14 protein-coding genes are annotated in these 22308 nt (G+C 53.6%); 7 read left to right on the forward strand and 7 right to left on the reverse strand.

The window, feature by feature from the left end; all coding sequences use genetic code 11:
• Window positions 1-543 precede the first annotated feature (543 nt).
• Complete coding sequence (locus AACZ40_RS18355; RefSeq protein ID WP_291168676.1) at window positions 544-1815, forward strand: PDZ domain-containing protein; 1272 nt, start codon at window positions 544-546, stop codon at window positions 1813-1815.
• Between the two features lie 481 nt (window positions 1816-2296).
• The gene (locus AACZ40_RS18360) at window positions 2297-4585 is read left to right on the forward strand and encodes a peroxidase family protein (protein ID WP_291168678.1); all 2289 of its coding nucleotides are present in this window, start codon (window positions 2297-2299) and stop codon (window positions 4583-4585) included.
• Window positions 4586-4690: 105 nt separating this feature from the next.
• On the opposite strand, the gene AACZ40_RS18365 is transcribed toward AACZ40_RS18360, so the two are convergent.
• Window positions 4691-6322, reverse strand: coding sequence for a hypothetical protein (locus AACZ40_RS18365; RefSeq protein ID WP_339675345.1), 1632 nt, complete (start codon window positions 6320-6322; stop codon window positions 4691-4693).
• Window positions 6323-6593: 271 nt separating this feature from the next.
• On the opposite strand from AACZ40_RS18365, the gene AACZ40_RS18370 reads away from it, so the two are divergent.
• Complete coding sequence (locus AACZ40_RS18370; protein ID WP_291168681.1) at window positions 6594-7139, forward strand: hypothetical protein; 546 nt, start codon at window positions 6594-6596, stop codon at window positions 7137-7139.
• A 35-nt stretch (window positions 7140-7174) separates the two neighbouring features.
• Here AACZ40_RS18370 and AACZ40_RS18375 read toward each other — a convergent pair whose 3' ends face one another.
• Window positions 7175-8551: a hypothetical protein gene (locus tag AACZ40_RS18375; RefSeq protein WP_291168684.1), complete on the reverse strand. Its 1377-nt coding sequence runs from the start codon at window positions 8549-8551 to the stop codon at window positions 7175-7177.
• A 142-nt stretch (window positions 8552-8693) separates the two neighbouring features.
• Window positions 8694-9977 (reverse strand): glucose-1-phosphate adenylyltransferase, encoded by a 1284-nt coding sequence (locus AACZ40_RS18380; protein ID WP_291168686.1) that lies wholly within the window; start codon window positions 9975-9977, stop codon window positions 8694-8696.
• 319 nt (window positions 9978-10296) lie between these two features.
• Here AACZ40_RS18380 and AACZ40_RS18385 point away from each other — a divergent pair, with 319 nt between their 5' ends.
• From AACZ40_RS18385 to AACZ40_RS18395, 3 genes are all read left to right on the forward strand, one after another.
• Entirely contained in the window at window positions 10297-12489 is a 2193-nt protein-coding gene (locus AACZ40_RS18385; RefSeq protein WP_339675348.1) for a PVC-type heme-binding CxxCH protein, read from the forward strand.
• Window positions 12416-13642 carry a hypothetical protein gene (locus AACZ40_RS18390; RefSeq protein WP_339675351.1) on the forward strand — a complete coding sequence of 409 codons (1227 nt, stop codon included), beginning with the start codon at window positions 12416-12418 and terminating at the stop codon, window positions 13640-13642. The genes AACZ40_RS18385 and AACZ40_RS18390 overlap by 74 nt, the downstream gene beginning before the upstream one ends.
• Before the next feature lie 280 nt (window positions 13643-13922).
• A complete protein-coding gene (locus tag AACZ40_RS18395; RefSeq protein WP_291168688.1) occupies window positions 13923-15260 on the forward strand; it encodes a replication-associated recombination protein A in 1338 nt (445 codons plus the stop codon).
• Window positions 15261-15379: 119 nt separating this feature from the next.
• Here AACZ40_RS18395 and AACZ40_RS18400 read toward each other — a convergent pair whose 3' ends face one another.
• From AACZ40_RS18400 to AACZ40_RS18415, 4 genes are all read right to left on the reverse strand, one after another.
• The gene (locus AACZ40_RS18400) at window positions 15380-16024 is read right to left on the reverse strand and encodes a hypothetical protein (protein WP_291168689.1); all 645 of its coding nucleotides are present in this window, start codon (window positions 16022-16024) and stop codon (window positions 15380-15382) included.
• Window positions 16025-16429: 405 nt separating this feature from the next.
• Window positions 16430-17545, reverse strand: coding sequence for a DUF3524 domain-containing protein (locus AACZ40_RS18405; RefSeq protein ID WP_291168691.1), 1116 nt, complete (start codon window positions 17543-17545; stop codon window positions 16430-16432).
• 104 nt (window positions 17546-17649) lie between these two features.
• Window positions 17650-19389, reverse strand: coding sequence for a SulP family inorganic anion transporter (locus AACZ40_RS18410; protein WP_291168693.1), 1740 nt, complete (start codon window positions 19387-19389; stop codon window positions 17650-17652).
• Window positions 19390-19592: 203 nt separating this feature from the next.
• Entirely contained in the window at window positions 19593-19811 is a 219-nt protein-coding gene (locus AACZ40_RS18415) for a hypothetical protein (protein WP_291168695.1), read from the reverse strand.
• 453 nt (window positions 19812-20264) lie between these two features.
• Between AACZ40_RS18415 and AACZ40_RS18420 the strand changes: the two genes are divergently transcribed.
• Window positions 20265-22308 (forward strand): S8 family serine peptidase (locus tag AACZ40_RS18420; RefSeq protein WP_339675356.1); only part of this gene is annotated, 2044 nt, incomplete at its 3' end.

The following is a 22308-nucleotide window of genomic DNA, read 5'->3' on the forward strand; positions in this document are numbered from 1 at the left end:
TTTTCGCACTCGTATAGATATTGCCCGCCTTATCAATCACCACGCCGCCGTGGGTCGGTCCCAGCACAGATCGGCCCTGCTCATCAAAGCCCCAGCCCGGCACAGTGTCAAACGTCATAACTCCGCAGCCCATTCGCACTGGAGCGACTTTTTCCGCCGCCGACAGCGAGACCGTTACGCTCAACACCACAGCCACCGCAAGATAATTCAAGCACTTGTTCATAATCCGGGTTCCCATTGATTTCATGTCAGTGTGGAATGGCGGGCCATTCTCAAACGATGTAAGTAACGACAGCCAGCAACCATACAACAACGGCTGCAGATCATTCCAGTATCCCCCTCCGCGGCACACTTTGCAACTAATCCCGTCAAAAACAGCATTTTCCGTCCTTTTCTGATTTTTTCTCAATCTCCCTGTAACACATTTCCCGGGCTTTCGCTGGGTAGTACAGGCAGGGGGGAAAACAACCTGCAACACAAATGTGAATCGCACAGAAAACTGATTCACTTCACCAGAGCAGACCTATTTCAGGAGACAGAACAATGAAACGTATCACACTCAGCCTGGTAATCATCACCACGGTTTTCAGCACCAGTTTGTTAGAACTCGCAGCCGGCGATCGTGGTCGCTCCGGGGGCCGCTCAGGAGGCTTCAGTCGCTCAAGTCGTTCAGGCGGTTCCAGCTTTTCACGCAACAGAAACTTTTCTCACAAAGGGAATTTTTCTCACAACAAAAACTTTTCTCATAAAAATAACTTTTCTCGCAACCGCATTCAAAGCCGGTCTCCCAAGACGCAGTTTTCCAACAAGAAGCATGGCAACTTTAACCAGTTTCACAAAACACCATCCAACTTCAAACAGGTTCACAAAACACCGACCAACTTTAACCGTAAACCGACACTCAATACGATTCGCGACCACCGCGGTGGAAACACAAAATTCACCCGCGAACTTCGCCAGCCGAACTTCAAGACCAAACCCGGAAATACAACCGTACGCCCCCGTCAGACCTTCAAACCAATCGACACTGGCAAAGGCAAGGGAAAACCGACTGGCGGCGGGTTCAATCGCCCCATCACCAAACCCACCAACGGAATTCGTCCGCGTCCCACAACCAGACCCATTAAACCGGGTATCGGAAACGGAAAACCGGGTATCGGGAACGGAAAACCGGGCAACGGCGGATTCACACGGCCCATTAAAGACACAGTCAATGTAATTAAACCGCTGCCCGGTAATGGTTCACCAAAGCCTTATCCCAAACCGGGTTCAGGAGTCACTAAGCCAGGTCCTTCTAAACCAGGTCACGGATTTGGTAACCATCATGGTGGTCATCATGGCGGAAACAACAACGGTCATCATCATGGTCACCACGGACACAAAGGCCATCACTGGCACAACCATCGTCCTCAATTTTCCTGGTGGTGGTTTAACTACTGCACTCCGCTGCAAAACTTTGGCCCCGGTAATTACCAGCACTGCAACTACGTGTACCCGACCTGCGACTATGTTTCTCCCGGCGGTCAGATTGTCGAAGACGTTCGCTGGTACCTGGGAATGAAAGGTCTGATGTTACCCGGAAAAGGTATCGGCATCGAATCGGTAGAAGCCAACTCTCCCGCCGACCTGACCGGCCTGAAGCCTGGCATGGTTATCACGAAATGTAACGGCGTCGTCATCACCGACGATGCCACTTTTGGACAGGTCATCGCAGAGTCAGGCGGCGTCCTGGAAATGGAACTGCTCGAATCGATGGACGGACCCCAGCTCGAAGCGACCGTGCAGATGACCCGTCTGCCCACCGCCAGCTTCTAGAGAGGATCACATTTAACCGTAGCGTCTCTCAATCTAATATACTTGGGTCAAATGGCCCTGGAGACGCTACAGTAAAACTGGATACAGTCTAGAGCGCATCACATTTAACGAAAGCGTCTAAGAAGCAGGCACTGCATGTTGCAGGCTGGCAACCCCCGAAAAGCGTCCGCCGAGGTGAAAACCCTGGCGGGCGTTTTTTTTGTTTGAGGTGAAGTCAATAAATTCATCTCCCACTTATATCGCTCATTTTGAGTATTTTGTGAAAATTTATCTCGAATCACAGTGGATCGCGGCAGGGTATTTACGTTTTAGATCACTGAGACTCTCTATGGAATACTCGCTGTCTTTGAGTAAACCGGTTGATCAACTCTTTTGTAAGGCGGGCCTTCGTCATTACAAATCAACCACGCGTCTGGTGGCTTCCGTCGCTCAGCTCGAAAGAACTGCGCACACGCCACTTCACGTCACAGGAGAACACATCATGCTATTCCCAAAACCAGATCGCCGCAGCAAGTCCACTCGTAAATCATCTCATGTATCCACCGTTGAACACCTGGAAGATCGTCAGCTGCTGTCAGCCATGAATTCCCTGCCCGCAGAGATGACAGACGATCATGTCTCGCCCGCCGACTTGAACACGACGCCCGAGTACGCCTCGATCGACGGGACCGGTAACAACATCGACAACCCGGAATACGGCAGTACCAACACGGAACTGTTGCGGCTGGCTGAACCGGACTACAGCGACGGTCACTACACACCAGCCGGCGACGATCGACCCAGTGCCCGCGAAATCAGTAATGTCATCGCGAATGCGAATTCGTCCGAAACCAATGACCGCTACCTCACAGACATCCTCTGGGTCTGGGGCCAGTTCATCGATCACGATATCACCCTGACCGGAGCCGCGCACGATGAACAGGGTAATCCACTGGAATCGTTTCCAGTCGAAGTCCCTGCCGGCGACATCTACTTCGATCCGGACGGCTCCGGCGGTGATCTGATCGACCTGAACCGATCTGCCTACGAAGTGGACGAGAACGGGATTCGACAGCAGATCAATCAGATCACCGCCTTCATTGATGGCTCCGTGATCTACGGCTCGGATGCAGAACTCGCCGCCAGTTTGAGAACTTTTTCAGGGGGACAGCTGGCAACCAGCGATGGTAATCTGCTGCCTTATGGAGAAAACGGATTTTTTCTGGCAGGCGACATCCGAGCCAACGAGAACGTCGCATTGACGGCGATGCAGACAATCTGGATGCGCGAACATAATCGAATTGCCTCTGAACTGGCTGCCGATAATCCGGACCTCACCGATGAAGAACTGTATCAACAGGCACGGCAGATCGTGGCCGCCGAGTTACAGGCAATCACCTTTAACGAATTCCTGCCGGCCCTGTTCGGCTCGGATGCCTTCAGCAGATACCAGGGTTATGATTCCACGGTCGACCCGGGTATTGCCAATGAATTCTCAACCGCCGCCTATCGCTTTGGACACACCATGCTCTCGTCCGAACTGCTGCGACTGGACGAAAACGGAAACGTCGCCGACGAAGGCAATATCGCGCTGCTGAACGCGTTCTTCAATCCCGGTGAAGTCGAAGCACACGGGATCGAATCCATCTTACGCGGGGCCACCGTGAACCTGGCGCAGGAAATCGATACCGAAGTGGTCAATGACGTCCGTAACTTCCTGTTCGGCCCTCCCGGAGCCGGCGGCTTCGATCTGGCGTCGCTGAATATCCAGCGCGGTCGCGACCACGGACTGGCAGACTATAACGCAACCCGGGTTGCCCTCGGACTGGATGCCGTGGAAAACTTCTCCGACATCACCTCCGATCCTGATGTCGCTGCCCGCCTGGAACAACTCTACGGCACCGTCGATAACATCGATCTGTGGGTGGGGGGCCTCGCCGAAGATCATCTGCCGGGCTCGAGTATGGGCGAAACCTTCTCATTCATCATCATCGATCAGTTCCAGCGGCTCCGCGATGGAGATCGCTTCTGGTACGAGAACGTGTTCTCCGGAGATGCTCTGAAAGAAATCAATAACACCACGCTCGCCGATGTCATCGAACGCAACTCGGATATCTCCGGTTTGCAGGAAAACGTCTTCTTCGCCCCGACGGTCATGCAGGTTGACCTCGCGGAAACGCACTCCGATGATGTATCAGTTCGCGTGAGAAAGGGTAACCTTGAAGTCATCGACAATCACACCAGGCAGGTCATAGGCAGTCAGTCACTGCACAGCGTGGAACGTCTGATGCTGACAAGTACCGACCCCGGTTCGCTGCGCATCCGTTATAAGGGAATCAGCCCGGCAGATCTGCCTGGCGGCCTGATTGTCGAAGCCGGCAAGGGACGCCATGACACGTTGATCGTCAACGGCACAAAACAGAGCGATACGATCGTCGTGAATGAGAACACGGTTGAAGTCAACGGCCTGCAACTGGAATTCACAGGCATCGAACGGATTGTCGTGCAGCACACCAGCGCCGATGACTCCATCCAGGTCGCAGGCGGACTCGACATTGATGTCAACGTGCTGGACATCGTAAGACACGATCACAGGCACGACGGACCTCACAGCAGAGAACACGCACAGCGACCAGACAATCACCGCCCCAGCCAGGGACCAGAACGACACGGTGGTGAAGATCGCGATACGAAACGAGACCGCAACGATCACGGCATGCTGGACCACGTCTTTGCCTCTTCCGACCTGGAGAAAGTTTTAGACATGTCTCACAAAAAACGCCGCCGGTAACGGCTGAACATTTAACTCAGAAAACAACGCAGCCAGGCAACCCCGCGAAAGCGTCCGATGAGGTGCAAACCTTGTCGGACGCTTTTTGTTTGTACGACTTTCAAATCATTTCGCTCGTACATACATCGCACTGAACCGGATCTCGGTTTTCTGTTCCCCTTCAAATATCACCCGCAGCCGATAGCGTTCCGGCAACCCTGTCACCTCCGTCTGGCCATTCCAAACGAGCGGCGTCTGAAACCCGCTTGCCGTCACCACCGCTGCCTGCGCTCCCGAATAGTCCGGCAGCGGGACCGCGTTCGCACTCAACAGTTCCACCTTCAGCCGTGCCTCGGGGCCCAGCCCTTCTGCATTCATGAAGAACTGCTGTGGTCCGTCTCCTGTTCGGGAAATCGCTGCCGTCAGAAATTCGCTTGTCGTCACCGGCATCTGGTAGTCACCCTTGCCGGTCGTCGTATCATCCACCCGCAGATCCGCAAACCGGTCGCGCGGCAGCGTGACAATGCCCACTCCCCCGCGTGGCGGCGAGCCCTGCCAGTTGCGTGGATCCCAGGCACCGTAATAAACAAAAGTCTGTTCGCCGATATTCTCAAAGCCCTGCCCCTGCAGCAGGCCTCCCTGGTCCCACTCGCCGTCGGCCCCCCGTTTCAGAAACGTCCATTCATGCGCGGGCTGACGAAACCGCACGCCATCATTGCTGACGACAAAGCCCAGGTCGACGGTTACATCCTTCCATTCCTTGCCCCCATGCCAGATCCCGGAAATGCCCAGCAGCACATTCCCACGGTTCCACACGCTCACCCCTTCGTGATTCTGTTCTCCCTCGCGGCTGCGCCCCGGTCCCAGCAGGGTATGTTGTTGCGGCCGGACGAAACCCACCGTGCTCGCCTGCGACCAGGTTTTGAAGTCGGGTGAAATGAACTGCCGCACCACGCGACCATGATAGGGTCGCGACGCTGCAATCGCGTTCTGCCCGTTCACATAATACAGGCCATCCCATTTGTAGAGTCCGCCGACCGGCTCAAAATGCAGCGGAGGCAGCAGCATCTGTTCCACCTGCAGCTCGGCCTCAACCGGTTTCGCCGCGTGCAGCGTTTTCCACCGCAGACCGTCGGCACTCGCGTAGGTCGCCAGTGTTCCCAGCCGCACTTTATTTTTGGGGAACCAGACATGCGCCCCCATCTTGTACCGCTGCTCCGGATCAGGATCGTCCGGTTCGTAGAGCACCTTGACGTTCAGAATGCCCATGTGCGGCTCGACCTGCACGAGGTTGTTCTTTCGATTCCCCGCGTATTCTACCAGCCCCAGGCCCGGCTTGGTCCAGTGCACGCCATCGCGGCTCTCGGCATAAGCGACCCGCCACGGAGACGAGCGAGGCACACTCCGATCCCGCCGATCCTCACCCGCCGCCACATACCACATCCGATACACATCGCCCACGCGAATGACCGAACCATAAAACTGCACGGCCCACGTATCCGGATCCCCGGCTCCCCCGCGTTTGACAACCGGATTCGCCGGATGCCGCTCAGGCGCCCGCATCACCAGTTTCAGATTCTGCGAAAACGGCAGCGAAACCTCATCAAAGGCAAACAGCGTCGTCGCCTGCGTCTCATCAAAATACCCGCCGCGTGCATCACCGCCGCGTTCATCACCGCCATCTTCTTCAGCAGCGAACACACCAGCCGCCCCAGCCCAGACAATCCCCGCCACCAGCAACAGACTTAAGCGCATCACCCTGCCCCCCGGAAGAAAGAAAGAGATATGAGATGCATTTCAGTGTAGAGAATTGAACCGGGGAAGCAATGAAATAATTAAAGTACTTCTTTCACAGATTCAAATGAGAATCAGGATGAACGTCTTGCTTGTCTATTATTCACTCCGGACTTCACATACTATTCTGTATTCATTTAAAACATTTTCTCAATGTGGAAATCATGATTTTAACAGAATGAATACTTTGTTTTTTGTTTTTTGTTTTTAGAGTTCAACCGAGAACGTAGAACCTATGCAATATCTCATCATCAATACACCTCTTGGCGAAGTCAATTTCTTCGTGTTCGGCGTCACAAAAGCCGTTTCGATTCATCTCGATTCGATCCCATTGTCTCCTGTACTTCCCCCCGGTATGTCAGTGGCAGGTTGCATTGGCATCCTGCTGAGAGTTCACTGCCATGAACCGGTTGATAATTTAATCTTCGAATGCCGCCTGCTGGAACACAAATTTACCGATCATGCGATCGACTGCGGAGAGCATCTCTATGCACACTCCTGGGAAAATGATCGGTCTATTTTGATGATTGGTACCGAAGACGAAGAATGCCTCAACGTACGACTCCCCGAAGATCAGCAGATTTACCCCGAATCAATCGGCAGTAGCGTAAAAGGTGTCTCAATTGAACTGCCCGAATTAGCAAAAGGCAGCGAAAACACATTTCAGATGATAGTCGCCTGGAACGATCTCCCCGAATCGAGAGAGAGTTCCTGCTGGAACGCGGTTGATTTTAAGCATGCTGAACTGTTGAAAGAGCTCAATAAAAAAAGTGGCCCGTGAAGGCTGCTCATTTTTATTGATAAGGATTATTTCCCTTACTTATTTCTTTCGGCTTCGTACACATCCAGCACAACTTGCAATCGTTCCTTCTGTTCGGCAGTCACTTCGAATATCTGTTCCGGACTGCTTTCGTGATGTACGGTCGCGCTGGGGGCAGAGATGATCGCGCGGAGCATGGGGATTTGATCGGGCGTCAGTGGTGCATCTACCCAGAGCCAGCCCTGCTTATCTCGCTTTCGTCTGATTTCCTGTTCTGCCAGACTGGTTTCTTCTAATTGAAGCAGCTCTGCTTCCTTTAAACCAAGTGAGATACCATACCGAAATGCGCGAGTGACGATTTTTTTCTGTTCTGCAGTTAAGGCAGCATAATGTGACTTGATTGCTTCGCGTGCATCGTCAGTCAGTTTGAACTGATTTCGTGACAGTACAGCGCTCGGGTTCGCCAGCCGTTCTTTTCGCTGCACTAAAAGTTGGTGATTTCTTTCCGCAGCCTGGATTTTCTGATTGATTCGCTCCATATCGGTGATCAGAGACAACCGCCGTTGATTGAGTTCCTGGTAGGCTTTGTCCCGACGACTCTGATCATACTTAAACCCCTGGTAATCCTGCTTGTATATTGCTTCAGTCTGTTGAAATTCCTGATGTTTTTCGGTGAGCCAGTCCGCAGACTGAATCAATAATATTTCGACACGGACCGGTTCCCATTCAGGACTTCGCAGAGAGCCCGCAAAGAACAGCCCCCGCTGATTGGGTTGCACTACTTCAGATTCAAAAACAAAGCGACCGCCGGCGGTCGTCACGACAAAGGGACCAGATCTGGAGTGACCGGGAAGTAACTGTGCGATCCGCAAATAAAGTTTTTCGGGGCGGCCCGCTCTCTCGGTAAAATACAATTGAAAATTGTCAGGAGCATAGCGGGTTGCCGGTGCGTGCTTGTGGCTGATGCGATAGTAAGGCAGAAAGGCACCATCCAGGCTCGGGAGTTTTCTAAGCATCAGTTTGAGAGCCGCTGCATCAGAAATGGGTTCCATGATAATCGAAATCTGATCCCACTTGTCATCCACGCGGCGGATAATCCCCAGTATCAATTGATCTCGATTGGTGATCACGCTCAGTTTCTGATCGGCTGCGTTGGGGGACCGCAGATAGCTGCCGTTAATCACGCGGATCAGATCATTTTCTTTGAGACCGGCCAGAGAAGCACGCGAGTTCGATTCGACCAGTTTCACGATCACCGCAGTCTCTGTACGAGGGGGAAAATCCGGAATCTCTGCATTTGCCTCACGGAGCGTTTTTTTATATTCAAAGACGGTAACAGTCTCAAAACCCATCTCATATTTTTTAGACGGAAACTCTGCCTGAACCGGATGTGAACCGATCAGCAACACAGCAACCGATATCAGTACTCTCATCAACCTGGCCCTTTATCAAATACGTCACATCAAAACATGGGTTCACCATAGAGACAAACAGGCACACATTCAAGTTGACCCATAAAAAAAGACAGCCCCGAAGGGCTGCCTGTCTGATTGATCTATAAAGTTGATTGAGCTCTTACAACTTCCACCCATCCGCGAGGACGGTGCCTTTCGGCACCACGATAATGCCGTCGCGGATCAGGACGTCGGTGTGGTCGAAGTCCTGTTCGGTGTGGCCGTTGGGTTCGATGCGGGCGTTTTTGCCGACGCGGCAGTTTTTGTCTACGATCGCGCCGTCAATGTACGCGCCGTCGCCGATGCCGATTGCCGGGCGGTCGTCGTTTTCCAGGGTCTCTTTGCATTCGTCCTGGTAGTAGTCGGCTCCCATGATGACCGAGTTGCGAATCGTCACATTCTTGCCAATTCGGCACCGCAGGCCGATCACACTGTTTTCAATCACCGCCCCTTCGTCGATTTCACAGCCGTCGGCAATCAGGCTGCGCTTGATCGTCACGCCTTCACAACGCGTCGGGGGTAAAAAGCGAGGACGTGAATAGATGGGGGATTTCTCAACCACAAAATCGAAAGGCGGATCGGGATGCGCCAGCGCCAGGTTCGCTTCGTAGAAGGAACGGATCGTGCCGATATCTTCCCAGTAACCGTCGAACAGATGCGCGTGGACCTTGTGCGTGCGAATCGACATCGGAAAGATTTCCTTGCCGAAATCTTCGTAGCTGGTCTTCTTTAACAGATCGACGAGCAGATCGCGGTTGAACAGATAGATGCCCATGCTGGCCAGGCAGTCGCGGCCCCGGCTTTCGATTCCCTGCTGATCGATCCACTCGGGAGACGTACGCACCATTTTCAATTCTTCTTCGGTCTGCGGTTTTTCCAGGAAACCTTTGACGCGACCGGTGTCATCCACCCGCATGATCCCGAACGCGCCCGCCTGTTCGCTGGAGAGCGGAACGGTCGCGATGGAGACGTCGGCTTTGGACTCGATATGGTTGGCCAGCATTTCTGCATAGTCCATCCGGTACAGCTGATCGCCGGAAAGAATCAGCACGTAGTCGATGTCCGACTGCTCAATACAGCGAATGTTCTTACGGACGGCGTCTGCGGTTCCCTGGTACCAGTCGATCCCTTCCATCGTCTGCTGGGCCGCCAGGATTTCCACAAAGCCGCCCCCGAAGGAATCGAACTTGTAGGTCTGACGAATGTGCCGATGCAGACTGACCGAGTTGAACTGCGTCAGCAGATAGATGCGGCTCAGTTCGCTGTTGATGCAGTTGGAAATAGGAATGTCAATCAGGCGATACTTGCCCGCCAGCGGAACGGCTGGTTTCGAGCGCAGCTGAGTGAGGGGAAACAGGCGCGTTCCCTTGCCTCCGCCAAGGATAAGGCTGACAACATTTTTCATAGAGCGATCCGATTCTAGTGCAAACAGCACCTTATAGCGTGAGTTCGTACACTTTTGTTAGCAAACTTAATGATCAGCTTGCTTATTGATGACGTTCTTTTTTATATCTTTCATGTTACTCAGATTGCGGCACGTAAGCCAGTTGATAATGCGATGTACTGCGCCGGTCGGACAAATTTTCCGATCGATTTCAAATCTGTATTGATCAGGCAGATTAGGAGAAACTCAGGCTGTGATCTGCTTAAACAGACCGTTAAGATAGTATCAATTCTTCTTCATTCATTACTTCCCGCCAGCCGTCTCGCCGAGGGGTGTCATCTTGTCGCACGTTAACTGTCCGAATTTATCACTGCTGCTGCGTTCTGTGTTCGTGGTCTCCGTTGTCTGCTTCTCCTCACTTTTACCTCGACTGGCGTTTAGTGAAACACCCTATACGCCTGCCATCGCGGAGGCTTCCAAAGAAGGGGAACAGGCAATCCAGGGCTTCCGTGTTCCCGAGGGAATGCAGGTCAGCCTGTTTGCCGCCGAACCGCTGCTGGCCAATCCGGTTGCCTTCTGCATCGATGAACAGGGCCGGTTTTATGTTGCCGAAACGTATCGCCAGGGAAAAGGGGTGGAAGACAACCGCAGTCACATGAACTGGCTGCATGACGACCTCGCAGCCGAAACGATTGCAGATCGGCTGGCTTACTTCCGGAAACATCTCAAAGACAAAGTCAGCGATTATGCACTCGAGCACGACCGGATTCGCCTGGTGGAAGACCGCGATGGCGACGGCATAGCCGACCATGCGAGCGTGTTTGCGGATGGTTTCAATAATATCGAAGATGGAACCGGCGCCGGTGTGCTGGCGCGGGGCGGTTATGTCTATTACACCTGCATCCCCCATGTCTGGAAACTGAGCGATACTGCCAATGAAGGCAAAGCGACCCTGCGGGAGAAACTGAGCAGCGGCTACGGCATTCGCGTCGCTTTTCGCGGGCACGACCTGCACGGCCTGCAACTGGGCCCCGACGGACGCCTGTACTTCAGCATCGGCGATCGCGGGTACAATGTCACCACCAAGGAAGGCAAGCACCTGTTCCGCCCGGATACGGGAGCCGTCTTCCGCTGTAACCTGGATGGTACCGAGCTGGAAGAATTCGCTTACGGTCTGCGCAATCCTCAGGAACTGGCGTTCGACAATTATGGCAATCTCTTCACCGGCGATAACAACTCGGACAGTGGCGACAAAGCCCGCTGGGTGTATGTGGTCGAAGGGGGCGATACCGGCTGGCGGATGTATTATCAGTACCTCAGCGACCGCGGACCATTCAACCGGGAAAAGATCTGGCATCCCGCCCATGCGGGTCAGCCGGCGTACATGGTCCCCCCGATTGTCAACCTTGCGGACGGCCCTTCCGGCCTCACCCATTATCCCGGCGTAGGCCTGTCTGACCGCTACAAAGATCACTTCTTCCTTGCCGACTTTCGGGGTACCCCCTCACAGAGCGGCATTCGATCCTTCGCCGTCCAACCCAAAGGGGCGTCGTTTGAACTGACCGACTCGCATGAATTCATCTGGCAGATCCTGGGAACCGACCTGGATTTCGGCTATGACGGCAGCCTGTATGTCAGCGACTGGGTGAACGGCTGGAGCGGTCTGGGCAAAGGTCGCATCTATGAATTTACCGATCCCGAACACGCCAAAGCCGCTCGGGCAGCGCACTCGGCAGAACTGATGAAACAGGGTTTCTCCGAACGTTCGACAGAAGAACTGACGCAACTGCTGGCCCACGTCGATCAGCGGATTCGCATGGAAGCCCAGTTCGCGCTCGTCGACCAGAATGCATTAGACGCCCTGCAGCAAGTCGCGCTGACATCGCAGGATCAGTTTGCCCGCCTGCATGCGATCTGGGGCATTGGCCAGCTGGGTCGCAAAACCAGCTCAGCAGTCGCCGGCATTCAGAGTCTGCTGCACGACAGTGACAGCGAAGTTCAAAGCCAGGCCGCCAAAGTCATCGGCGAAGCCGGGTTCACCGCTGCCGCGCCCGCGTTAATCGAACTGCTCAAAAACCCGAATGCCCGCGTGCAGTACTTCGCTGCCGTCGCGCTCGGGAAGCTGCAGGAACCAGCGGCGGTCGCCGGGCTGTTCGAACTGCTCACACAAAATAACAATGCGGACCCTATGCTGCGTCACGCGGCGATCCTGGCGTTGAGCCGCATCGGAAACACCGACGCGCTGATTGCCGCCGCGAATCATGAGTCTGCCGCCGTGCGTCTGGCAGCGGTGGTCGCTTTGCGTCGATTGCAGCGAAAAGAGGTCGGCCTGTTTCTGCAGGACGCTGACCCGCTGGTTGTTCTGGAAGCGGCCCGCGCTATCAACGATGAGCCGATCCCGGACGCAGTCGCTGATCTGGCCGCGGTTGAGATTACAGCCGACATGCCTGCTGCGACGTGTGCTGAATGCCAATTTCCGCAGGGGAACCGCCGAGAACGCGGCCACGGTCGCCAGGATTGCTGCCGACAGTAACGTCCCCGAAGCACTACGTCTGGAAGCGATTGAAGAACTCAACCAGTGGAACGATCCTTCGCCCCTGGATCGCGTGCTGGGTCGCTGGCAGCCGCTTGAGAATCGTTCGCCGATTGAACTGACGGGCATCGTCGGTCCCATCGTGCCCGACCTGTTTCAGAGCTCCGAAAAGATCAAGGAAGCCGGCACCGGACTCGCTGCGAAGTACGGCATCAAAGCAGCAGCGCCCCAACTGGCGGAAATGGTGGTCGATACGAAACGTCCTGTCGATGTGCGGGTCGCTTCGCTGAATGCCCTCAATAAACTCGGCTACGCCAGTATTGCGGATGTCGCCAGGACCGCCATCAAAGATCAACAGCCGGCGCTCCGCGTCACCGGCCGCAATGTCCTGGCGAAACACGATCCCCCGGCAGCGTTACCCGCGCTCGAACAGGCGATTCAACAGGGAACCACCGTCGAGAAACAGGGCGCCCTTGCCACCCTCGCGGAGATGCCATTGCCGGCGGCGACCGAGGTACTGATTCGCTGGATGCAGCAACTGGTTCAGCAGCAGGTTCCCGCGGAAATTCAGCTCGACCTGCTCAAAGCCGCGAAAGCGAAACAGTCACCCGAACTGGATCAGCTGATTGCCAGGTTTAATGCAACACGTCCCCAGGATGACCCGATTGGCGGTTACCTGGAAACCCTGTCGGGCGGCAATGCGGAGCGGGGGCGTGAAATCTTTTATGGTCGCAGCGATACATCGTGCCGTCGCTGTCATATGATCAGAAATAACGGAGGCGAAGTCGGCCCGGACCTCTCAGGAATTGGGATCGACAAAGACCGCCGTTATCTGCTGGAAGCCATTGTCGCCCCCAATAAAGCGATCGCCAAAGGATTCGAAACGGCAGTGCTGGCGATGCTGGACGGAAAAGTTCTGGTCGGCATCATTCGCAAAGAGACCGATACCGAACTGGAGCTGATGGACGCCAAAGGGACCGTGATTCGAGTCGTCAAAGCGGACATCGACGAACGGGCTTCAGGGAAATCGGCGATGCCGGAAGAGATTGTCAAACAGCTCAGCAAAGACGATCTGCGGGATCTGGTGGAATACCTCAGCCAGCAGAAGCAGAAACAGAAACAGAAAGCCACGTCTACCAAACATGAAAGATAAGTGACCGTTGTTGTAACGGATCATTAATTATAGAATCGCCTCCTTGTTTTGGGTGGACGAGCCGAGTAAAATGAGGGCATAAGCAAACAGAGAAACAACCTCTGTCATGTTGATTCAAAATCGTGAGTTGACCCTACAAATATTAAACTGGGGACCCACGAGATTCGGCTGCGTGTATATCCGGTATATCCGGCTCACACAACCCGAGTTATCAGGTCCCCACTTTGCAATCACGGGTTCTAATATACCCGCGTATGAATCACTTGGCGGAGGTTTTTTTATGGGCTTGTTCGACCGGCAGGAATCCGGGAATCTGGAAAAAGCCAAGCCGCTGGCCGCCCGTATGCGTCCTCGCTCCCTTGATGAATTCGTCGGGCAGTCGCATTTCCTGGGCGAAGGCAAATTACTGCGTCGCATTCTGGCCGCAGACCGTATCGGCTCGCTGATCTTTTATGGATCTCCCGGTACAGGAAAAACGTCGCTGGCCGAGCTGATCGCCCGCCAGTCCAATCGTCGCTTTGAATCCTTGAACGCCGCTTCCGCCGGCATCAAGGAAGTACGTGCGGCCCTCGACCGGGCCCGCGATGAACTGGCGACCGGCGGCAAACAGACGATTCTATTCATCGACGAACTGCATCACTTCAGCAAGGTCCAGCAGGATGTGCTGCTGCCCGATGTCGAATCGGGCGTGGTCGCTTTAATCGGCGCGACGACCTCGAACCCGTTTTTCTCACTGGTCTCCGCACTCATCAGCCGCAGCCAGATCTTTGAATTCCAGCCGCTCACACCCGAAGAAATCCAGACGCTGATGCAGCGGGCATTGCAGGACGAAAAACGGGGGCTGGCCCGCTATAACGTGACTGTCGAACCGGCGGCGCTCGACTTTCTGATTGAAGTCTGTGACGGCGATGCGCGGCGGTCTTTGAATGCACTGGAAATCGGCGTGCTCTCACTGCATGGCTCAGATCGCATTTTTGATCTGGAAGTCGCGCAGGAATCGATTCAGAAAAAGGCGATTCAGTACGATCAGGATGGCGACTCGCATTACGATTCCGCCTCCGCCTTGATCAAAAGCATGCGCGGCAGTGATCCGGACGCGGCCCTGTACTGGCTGGCGAGGATGATAGAAGCCGGCGAAGATCCGCGGTTTCTGGCCCGCCGCATCGTAATTGCCGCCTCGGAGGATGTGGGGAATGCCGATCCGACGGCGCTGACTCTGGCAATGTCCGTTTTTAATGCCGTCGAAAAGATCGGGATGCCCGAAGGCCGCATTCTGCTTTCGCAGGCGGTCACTTATATCGCAACGGCTCCCAAGTCAAACGCATCCTATGTCGCCATTGATGAAGCCCTGCATGACGTGCGGAATAAATCGCTGTTGCCGGTTCCCATTCACCTGAAAGACTCGCATTACAAAGGTGCGTCGCAGCTGGGACACGGGGAAGGTTACCAGTATGCCCACGCCGGGGAAGAAGGCTGGGTGGATCAGGATTACCTGGGAGTCGAAAAAGAATACTATCGACCGGTCGAACGCGGATACGAAGCGACGATTCGCAAAAGACTGGATGTCTTCAAGCAACGGCGCAAAAAAACAGGAACGGATGAAGACACCCGTTCCTGACCCCCTCAGTGCATCTCGTCAGCTGAACAGAGTTCCGTTTTACTGTTGCGTCTCCCGGTCCATTTGAACCGAACAGCATAGATTGGGAGACGCTCTAGTAAAATCTGATCCGATCCAGATCAGCAGAGTGGCTGCTGTTTCAAACCGACGATTGTGATCGCCTTGGCAACTTCGCGTTCCTGCAGCAAGCCTTCCAGGTTGGGCATGAAGTCCACCGACATATACCACTGCATCAGCACGTCGAACATGGGTTCGAGAGATTCTTCATCGATCCCAAATTCTTCTTTCATCGGCAGGGCTTCATCGGGTGACATATCCTGAAACTGACTGATCAGCAGGAAGTCACCTTCGTTGGAGAGATTCAGGTGCAGGTTACGAATTTCGGAGGAAAGAAAATGATCCACGGAAATGTGCACGTCCAGTGGTCCCCCCGCCAGATGGCGGCGTGCTTCTTCCGGTTGTTCATCAATGATGCGTGCTGCTGATTCACAGACGGCATACACCACGCTTTCATCAACAAGGTCGCCTTCGACGTTTTCACTGGCCAGATGCTTGGCCCAGGTGACAGAGAGCAGATCCAGTTGCACGTGCGGCGGGACACTTCGCAGAAACGGCACTTCGGTCAGAAAACCGAATGAATCGAACGGGTCATCGCCCACCTGCTTTGCCAGAGCGATACGCTCCAGAGTATCCATGAACGCAATCCGGAATGCGATATAGCTGAGGAATGTTTGTGGCAGGACGTCTTTGGAAATTGTAAGCATGATGATAATCGCTTGGCAAAAGTTGTAATTCTCAGATGCTTCAGGCAGGGCCTTAAGAGGCGTCTGACACTGTCCTGAAATCAGTTACACTTGGTAAGTGACAGGTATTACTTTGCCAGACAGGTATCCCAAACACAATAAAAAAGTTTTGAAATTACTTTGAAAAAACATGGATTGATTAAAGTGCATGACTCTCTGTCAACACTGTAAAACAGGGCCTAAATTACTCATCAAACCACATTTCGCGCAAAATGCGTAACCGGTAATCTGGATCTGACTGTTATAACCGTTACAGCGCGACACGCGAGGATCAGAATGTAGGAATCAGAACTGCCCCAAACCCGCTCAGTCCTTTTGATCGCTACGAATTCCGCGCTGCTCAGCAGGCTGATCATGCGGCAATATTCAGCGAGAGCACTGGTTACGGCACTGCTCGAGGCCGGTATCCAGCGCGCGAGAAATCTGCTCCCAGTCATAGCGGGCCGAAATTTTTTTGAGCCTGCGGCGCAGATCGGAAGCCGTCGAATCTGATTGTGTCAATCGGGAAAGCGTCTGAACCAGCGCGACCAGTGCTGCGGTAGTTCCGTCGTAAAAACATTCCGGTGTTTCCGCAAAGATTTCCGGATACGCCAGGCGGCGAGGCAGCACGGGCAGGCAGCCGGCTTCCACCGCTTCCAGTATTGAAATGCCGAAGAATTCATGGAAGGCTGTGGAGATGATCAGGTCGGCATTCTGTAATACCCGCTGATATTCCGAGCGGTCTGCCAGAAATCCCCAGTGATCAATGCGGTCTGCAAACTGTGAATGCAGCTCCATGAAACAGTCGGAAGTTTCGGGAGTCGACTGCCCCAAAACACTCAGCCGAAAATCGAGGCCAGCCTGATCCAACAGCTGGATCGCTTCACAAAACTGTTCCGGGTTTTTGTCATATTCCCAGCGGGCCACCCAGAGAATCTGCACGGGCCGCGATCGATTTTCCTGCGGTTCCACGTCTGTTTTCTGAATCCCCGGCGAAAACACAGCCGTCTTCTGCTCGCATGCTCTCAAGGTTTCCAGGAACGCATAATCGGGCATCCGCTGCAGAAAGTCACGGGAAGCCTGGAAGAATTCCTGACGGTGAAAGTCGGAATTGAACCAGAGCGTATCCGCAGCCAGCGCCGTCTTGAGATTGATAAAACCGTATGTCAGGTCACGCGTCTCTCCTTGCGGAATCGGATAGGTCCATTGATTCTCATGGAAGTAACCAATGCGAGGCAGAGCCGCGATTTCCGCTGGCACCAGTCCGAGAAAGGTCGTCAGATCAAACATGTCGGTAACGAAAATCACATCCCACCGCTGCCCGTCCTCGACCCGGTCTCGGACTTCTGCAGCCAGAGTCACCGCCGCATGCTGCATCCGCCATTTCCAGTGCCGTGCAGGCAGGGTGAGCAGTGTGAAGTCATGTATGCTGTGAGCCATCCACTGCATCAGAAATTCACGATGACTTCCGCCATGGTAGGCATTGATTGCCAGCACTCGCATCAAATCAGCTTCTATTCAAATCCGGTCCTGTAAAAAAGACAGCTGAAAAAAACGCCTGCAGAAACAGGTCCCCTCGAACCGAAACGGCAGGCGTTCTGGTTTGATTAAACGCGCTCCAGAGCACCCTGTTCCACGCGGCCTGACGAAGATTCCTGCTTCTGTTCGAGGTGCTGAATCCGCAGAATCGCATCGTTGAAGGTCGCCAGACAGTTGTCTTTGGTTACCTTTTCAATGATCTTCAGCCGCGTCAAGGTTCGTTCCACCTGTGGCCTGAGACCTGTGAAAAACACCGTTGCTCCCTGATGATGTGCTTTTTCGATGATATCGTCAAGCAGGTAAGCGCCCGACATATCGACCATGGGGACCCGCGCCATGCGGATAATCAGATATTTATAATCGACCAGCGAAGAGGAAGCCCGGTAAATCGTATCGGAAACGCCAAAGAACAAGGGGCCTTCCAGGCGCAGTTTGAGCACTTTCTCCTTGAGTTCACTCGGCATGGAAACATCGGGAGGCAATGTGCGGCTCATCTGATTCAGGCTGACCACGTTCTGTTCGTAAGCCTGTCCCAGCTCCTGGACGATTCGCACAAACGCAATGGTAATCCCCACCCCCATGGCAACCAGCAGGTCGACTGAAATCGTCAGAATCAATACCGTCCAGAAGCAGATTGAGTCCATAAAGGGCATGCGATGTAATACAGGCAGCACACGGTAATCAATAATATCCATTCCCACTTTGAGCAGAATGCCCGCCAGGCAGGCCATCGGGATATAGCTGGCATACGGTGATAATCCCAGCATCAATGCCAGCAGTACCACGCCATGAGTAATCGAAGCCAGACCGGTTTTGCCACCGCATTTGATATTGGCCACTGTCCGCATGGTCGCTGTGGCCGTGGTGACACCGCCCACCAGGCCACAGCCGATATTGGCAATTCCCTGGCCAAAGATTTCGCGGTCACTGTTATGCCGCTCGCCGGTCATGTTATCGGCCACCAGGCAGGTCAGCAGGGAATCAAAAATACAGAGTCCCGCTAAAGCGAAGGCCCCGCCGATCATCTCACCAAAACGGGAAAAGTCCGGAAGATACAGGTGCGGCAATCCGACCGGCATCGATCCGATGTATTCAATGTCCTTGAAAGAGAATGCGTGCGCGATACTGGTTCCCACAATCAACCCCAGCAGAGGTGCCGGCAACCACTGTTTTCTGGTGACGCGAGGCCAGAGCAGAATTGTGAAAAATGTTGCCAGTGAGACAATCAATGCATGCGGTTTTTCATGCATGATATCGTAGGGAATCTGCCTGATGGCTCCCACGACGGAATGAGGCGTCGCAAAGCCCAGCATGGGGGGAATTTCCAGCAGGATGATAATAACCCCGATCCCACACATGAAGCCGGAGACTACAGAATACGGTGTATAGTAGATAAACCGTCCGATTTTCATGAGTGCCAGTGCGATACAGATGATGCCGCTTAAAAAAACCATCGACATGGCGAATACCACATCCGGTTGACCGGACGCCAGTTTGGTTGCCGCGATGATGGCTGCCAGCTGAACGACTTTCGGTCCCGTCGGCCCACTCACGCCGGTATTAGATCCACCGAACAGACCCACCAGGATGCCCCCGCAGATCGCGGCCCACATGCCGGCTTCTGCCCCTAAGCCGGAAGCGACTCCAAACGCCAGCGCCAGCGGCATCGCGATCACCGCCACCGTTATACCAGAGAGAATGTCGTTCGGTACATTCGTATGCATAATTTTGATATTATGCCACGGGTTAAATTCATTGATGTATTTCGAGAAATTAAATTTTGGTTGATTCGAGTCAATTTGAGACATGCTGAAAATCCATATATATGAACCTGAAATCACTCAGGTGGATTGAAGAAGAAAGAGTATTCTCTGTGGAAGCAGTTCACAGAATTGCTGACAGAATGAATTCCCTGCGCAAGCGAAATTCTCAGCAACTGAACTGTTTGAGCGCAACAGGAACGTAACGGCTACTGGCAGGAGAAACGCAGCCGGGAGCAACCGGGGCGCGTTCAGCAGAGAGAAGGAGGACCGCGCGAGATATGAATCTCGTCTCGGTCAGACTCTTTCACGCGGAAATCGAACTTCTGAGCCAGAGAGCCCAAAGGCGGCATCGCGACCAGTAATTCCGCATCCTGTATCAGCGATTCTTCTTCAGCCGAGTCTTCACTTTCCTCCAGCTCGTATTCAACACAGAGCCAGTCGGGATTGGACCCGGTAAGATCCAGCAAACTCGAACCGCCCGATAGAAATACGATGTCCAGTGCAATCACTGTACAGAGAAGGAACATCAGGGGCTGGCGGGAGTTTTGAAGCATGCATCAATGATATTTTATTTTATGACTTTGTCAATGACACAATTATGAACTAACCTGAGAGTAAGAGTTCTCGCGTCTCTTAACCGCGGAGCAATGTTCGTAAGTACTTAATAAGTCTACTCTATCTCCTGTTTTCTCTGGACTCCAGTATTCACAAAGCATGCTCGTCATGTGAGAATATGAAAGAGTCTGGCAAAATACGTTCTATATTAAAGTATGGTCTACCAGGGAAGAATTAACGGTTACTGCCAGCCAGGCGACCACCGTTCTCCAGAATTGATTCACCCTCCTGACCTGTCACACACTCAATACAATCAAAAAACTAACAGGGTCATCCACCCTGATTCCCGAAAGCGTGAGGGGCTGATGAATCGTTTCTACCGTTATAATCTGCTGCGTACCTGCCTGTTGATGCTCTGCCTGGTCTGCTGGACCTCGCTGGGAAGTCAGTCAGCGTCTGCACAGTTGAAAGAAGAACTTTGTGAATGTTCTCCGGAATTAACACTTCTGTTACGTGTCAACGATGTGCGTCGCACGGCAGATCTGATTAAAAAAGCGGGTGGTGAAATTGTTTACGATCCCAACCTGGGAATTGGAAACGACATCCCCTTTCTGGTCGTTAATCTGCCTCCCAGCAAACTCAACGATAAAAAGTTCATCGATTCGCTCAAGCTGCCCTCGGGTGTGATGGAAGAAATCATCCCCAGTAAAATTGTGCCCCAGGCAGAACCAGCCATTGATTCAGCAAACTCCGGATCAACCAACTCTGCAGAACTGCAGGTTGCCCCCGAAGCAGACTTTGATTCCCTGTATGTTCCCCTGGATGACATCAAGGTCCCGGCGCTGCGAAAACGGGTCGCCGGCAAAGGCCTGGGGGAAGGCACGATTGTCGCCATTATTGATACCGGCATCGATACCAGCCATCCCGTCTTTCAGGATCGAGTCATTTTCTGGGATGATGCGACCCGCGAAGGACGTTCTCCTTTAACCCGCACCCGTCAGCTGGACAGCAAAATCGAACTCGAGCATGGCAAGTTCGTTGCGCTGCCTGAGAAAATCAAAGAAAACGACTATGTGTATTCCGGTTATATCGATGAGAAGAAGCTGGGTTTTCAGCAGGGAGACCTCTGGACCACGCTCGACAAGGAAGGCGTTGATATCAACCGAAATGGCACGAAAGACGACAAACTGCTGGTCGTAGTAGGTATCATTCCGAATCCGGAACTCGTCAAACTGGAAGCAGCCACTAATAAGGCGAAAGAAGAACGCAAAGCCGCTGCGGCAAAAGACGAGCCCATCCCGGCAGGAAAACCCGATCTGGAAAAACGGGATCTGACCAAAGAGTACGCGCTGGCATTTGTCGACGTGGACATGGATGGCAAGTTCAGCAAAGAAGAGGCTGACACGCCGATCATGGATTTCAATTCCGCGCGCAAAATGCAGCGGGAAGATCTGAAACCTCCCTACCAGATCATGCTGGAATTTCCGTCCCGTACCAAACGCATCGCTTATCCGTTATTGTTCCGGCCCGATTCGAAAAATCAGGTCACCGAAATTACAGTCGCCTTTGACCAGCAGTCCCACGGAACGCATGTCGCGGGCATTGTCGCCGGCAGTGGCCTGCAGATTGAAGGGGCTGCGCCTAAAGCCTCGCTGATGGCCATCAAGGTCTGCTCAGGTCGCAGTTGTACCGACCAGGCCATTCTGCGGGGAATCATCTCGGCATTTTTCAATCCCCAGGGTTATGTTCCCGATGTGGTGAATATTTCACTGGGCAGCCACGAAGGCTATCTCAAACGACCGTTAAGCATTCTGCTGCAGGATCTCTCGGCCAAATTCGGAACCACATTTTTTGTCTCGGCTTCGAATGACGGCCCTGGTTACCGTACGATCAACGGGCTGGGTGCCTCCAGCCCGGCTGTATTTGTAGGAGCGCATGTTTCTGCCAATACCTTACGCGAACATTACCGCCTCGCTGAAGGAGTCGATGCGCCCGAACATGGTCTGCTTTACTTCTCATCTCTGGGCCCTTCCTACACCGGAGAAATGCGACCAAACGTGGTGGCCCCCGGTTCCGCCCTGTCATCGACGCCGCTGAACACGGAGGGTTCCAGCATGTTCAACGGGACGAGTATGTCGTCGCCCATCGCTGCCGGTGCCGCCGCTGCCATGCTGTCTCTGATCAAAGAAGACAAAGAATACGCCAAGGTCCTGGAACGACAACAAAAGAAAATCGAAGCCATTCGCAAGAAATCCTCAGACAGTAAATACTCATTGACCTCACTGGCATTGAGCATGCGTCTGGCGCTGGAAAACTCCGCCATGCGGATGAAAGGTTTTACCTACGCTCAGCAGGGAGCAGGCCTGATCGATATCGACAAAGCCTACACGGAATTTCTGCGACTGGCTA

Source organism: uncultured Gimesia sp. (genome assembly GCF_963972345.1).
Classification (GTDB): domain Bacteria; phylum Planctomycetota; class Planctomycetia; order Planctomycetales; family Planctomycetaceae; genus Gimesia.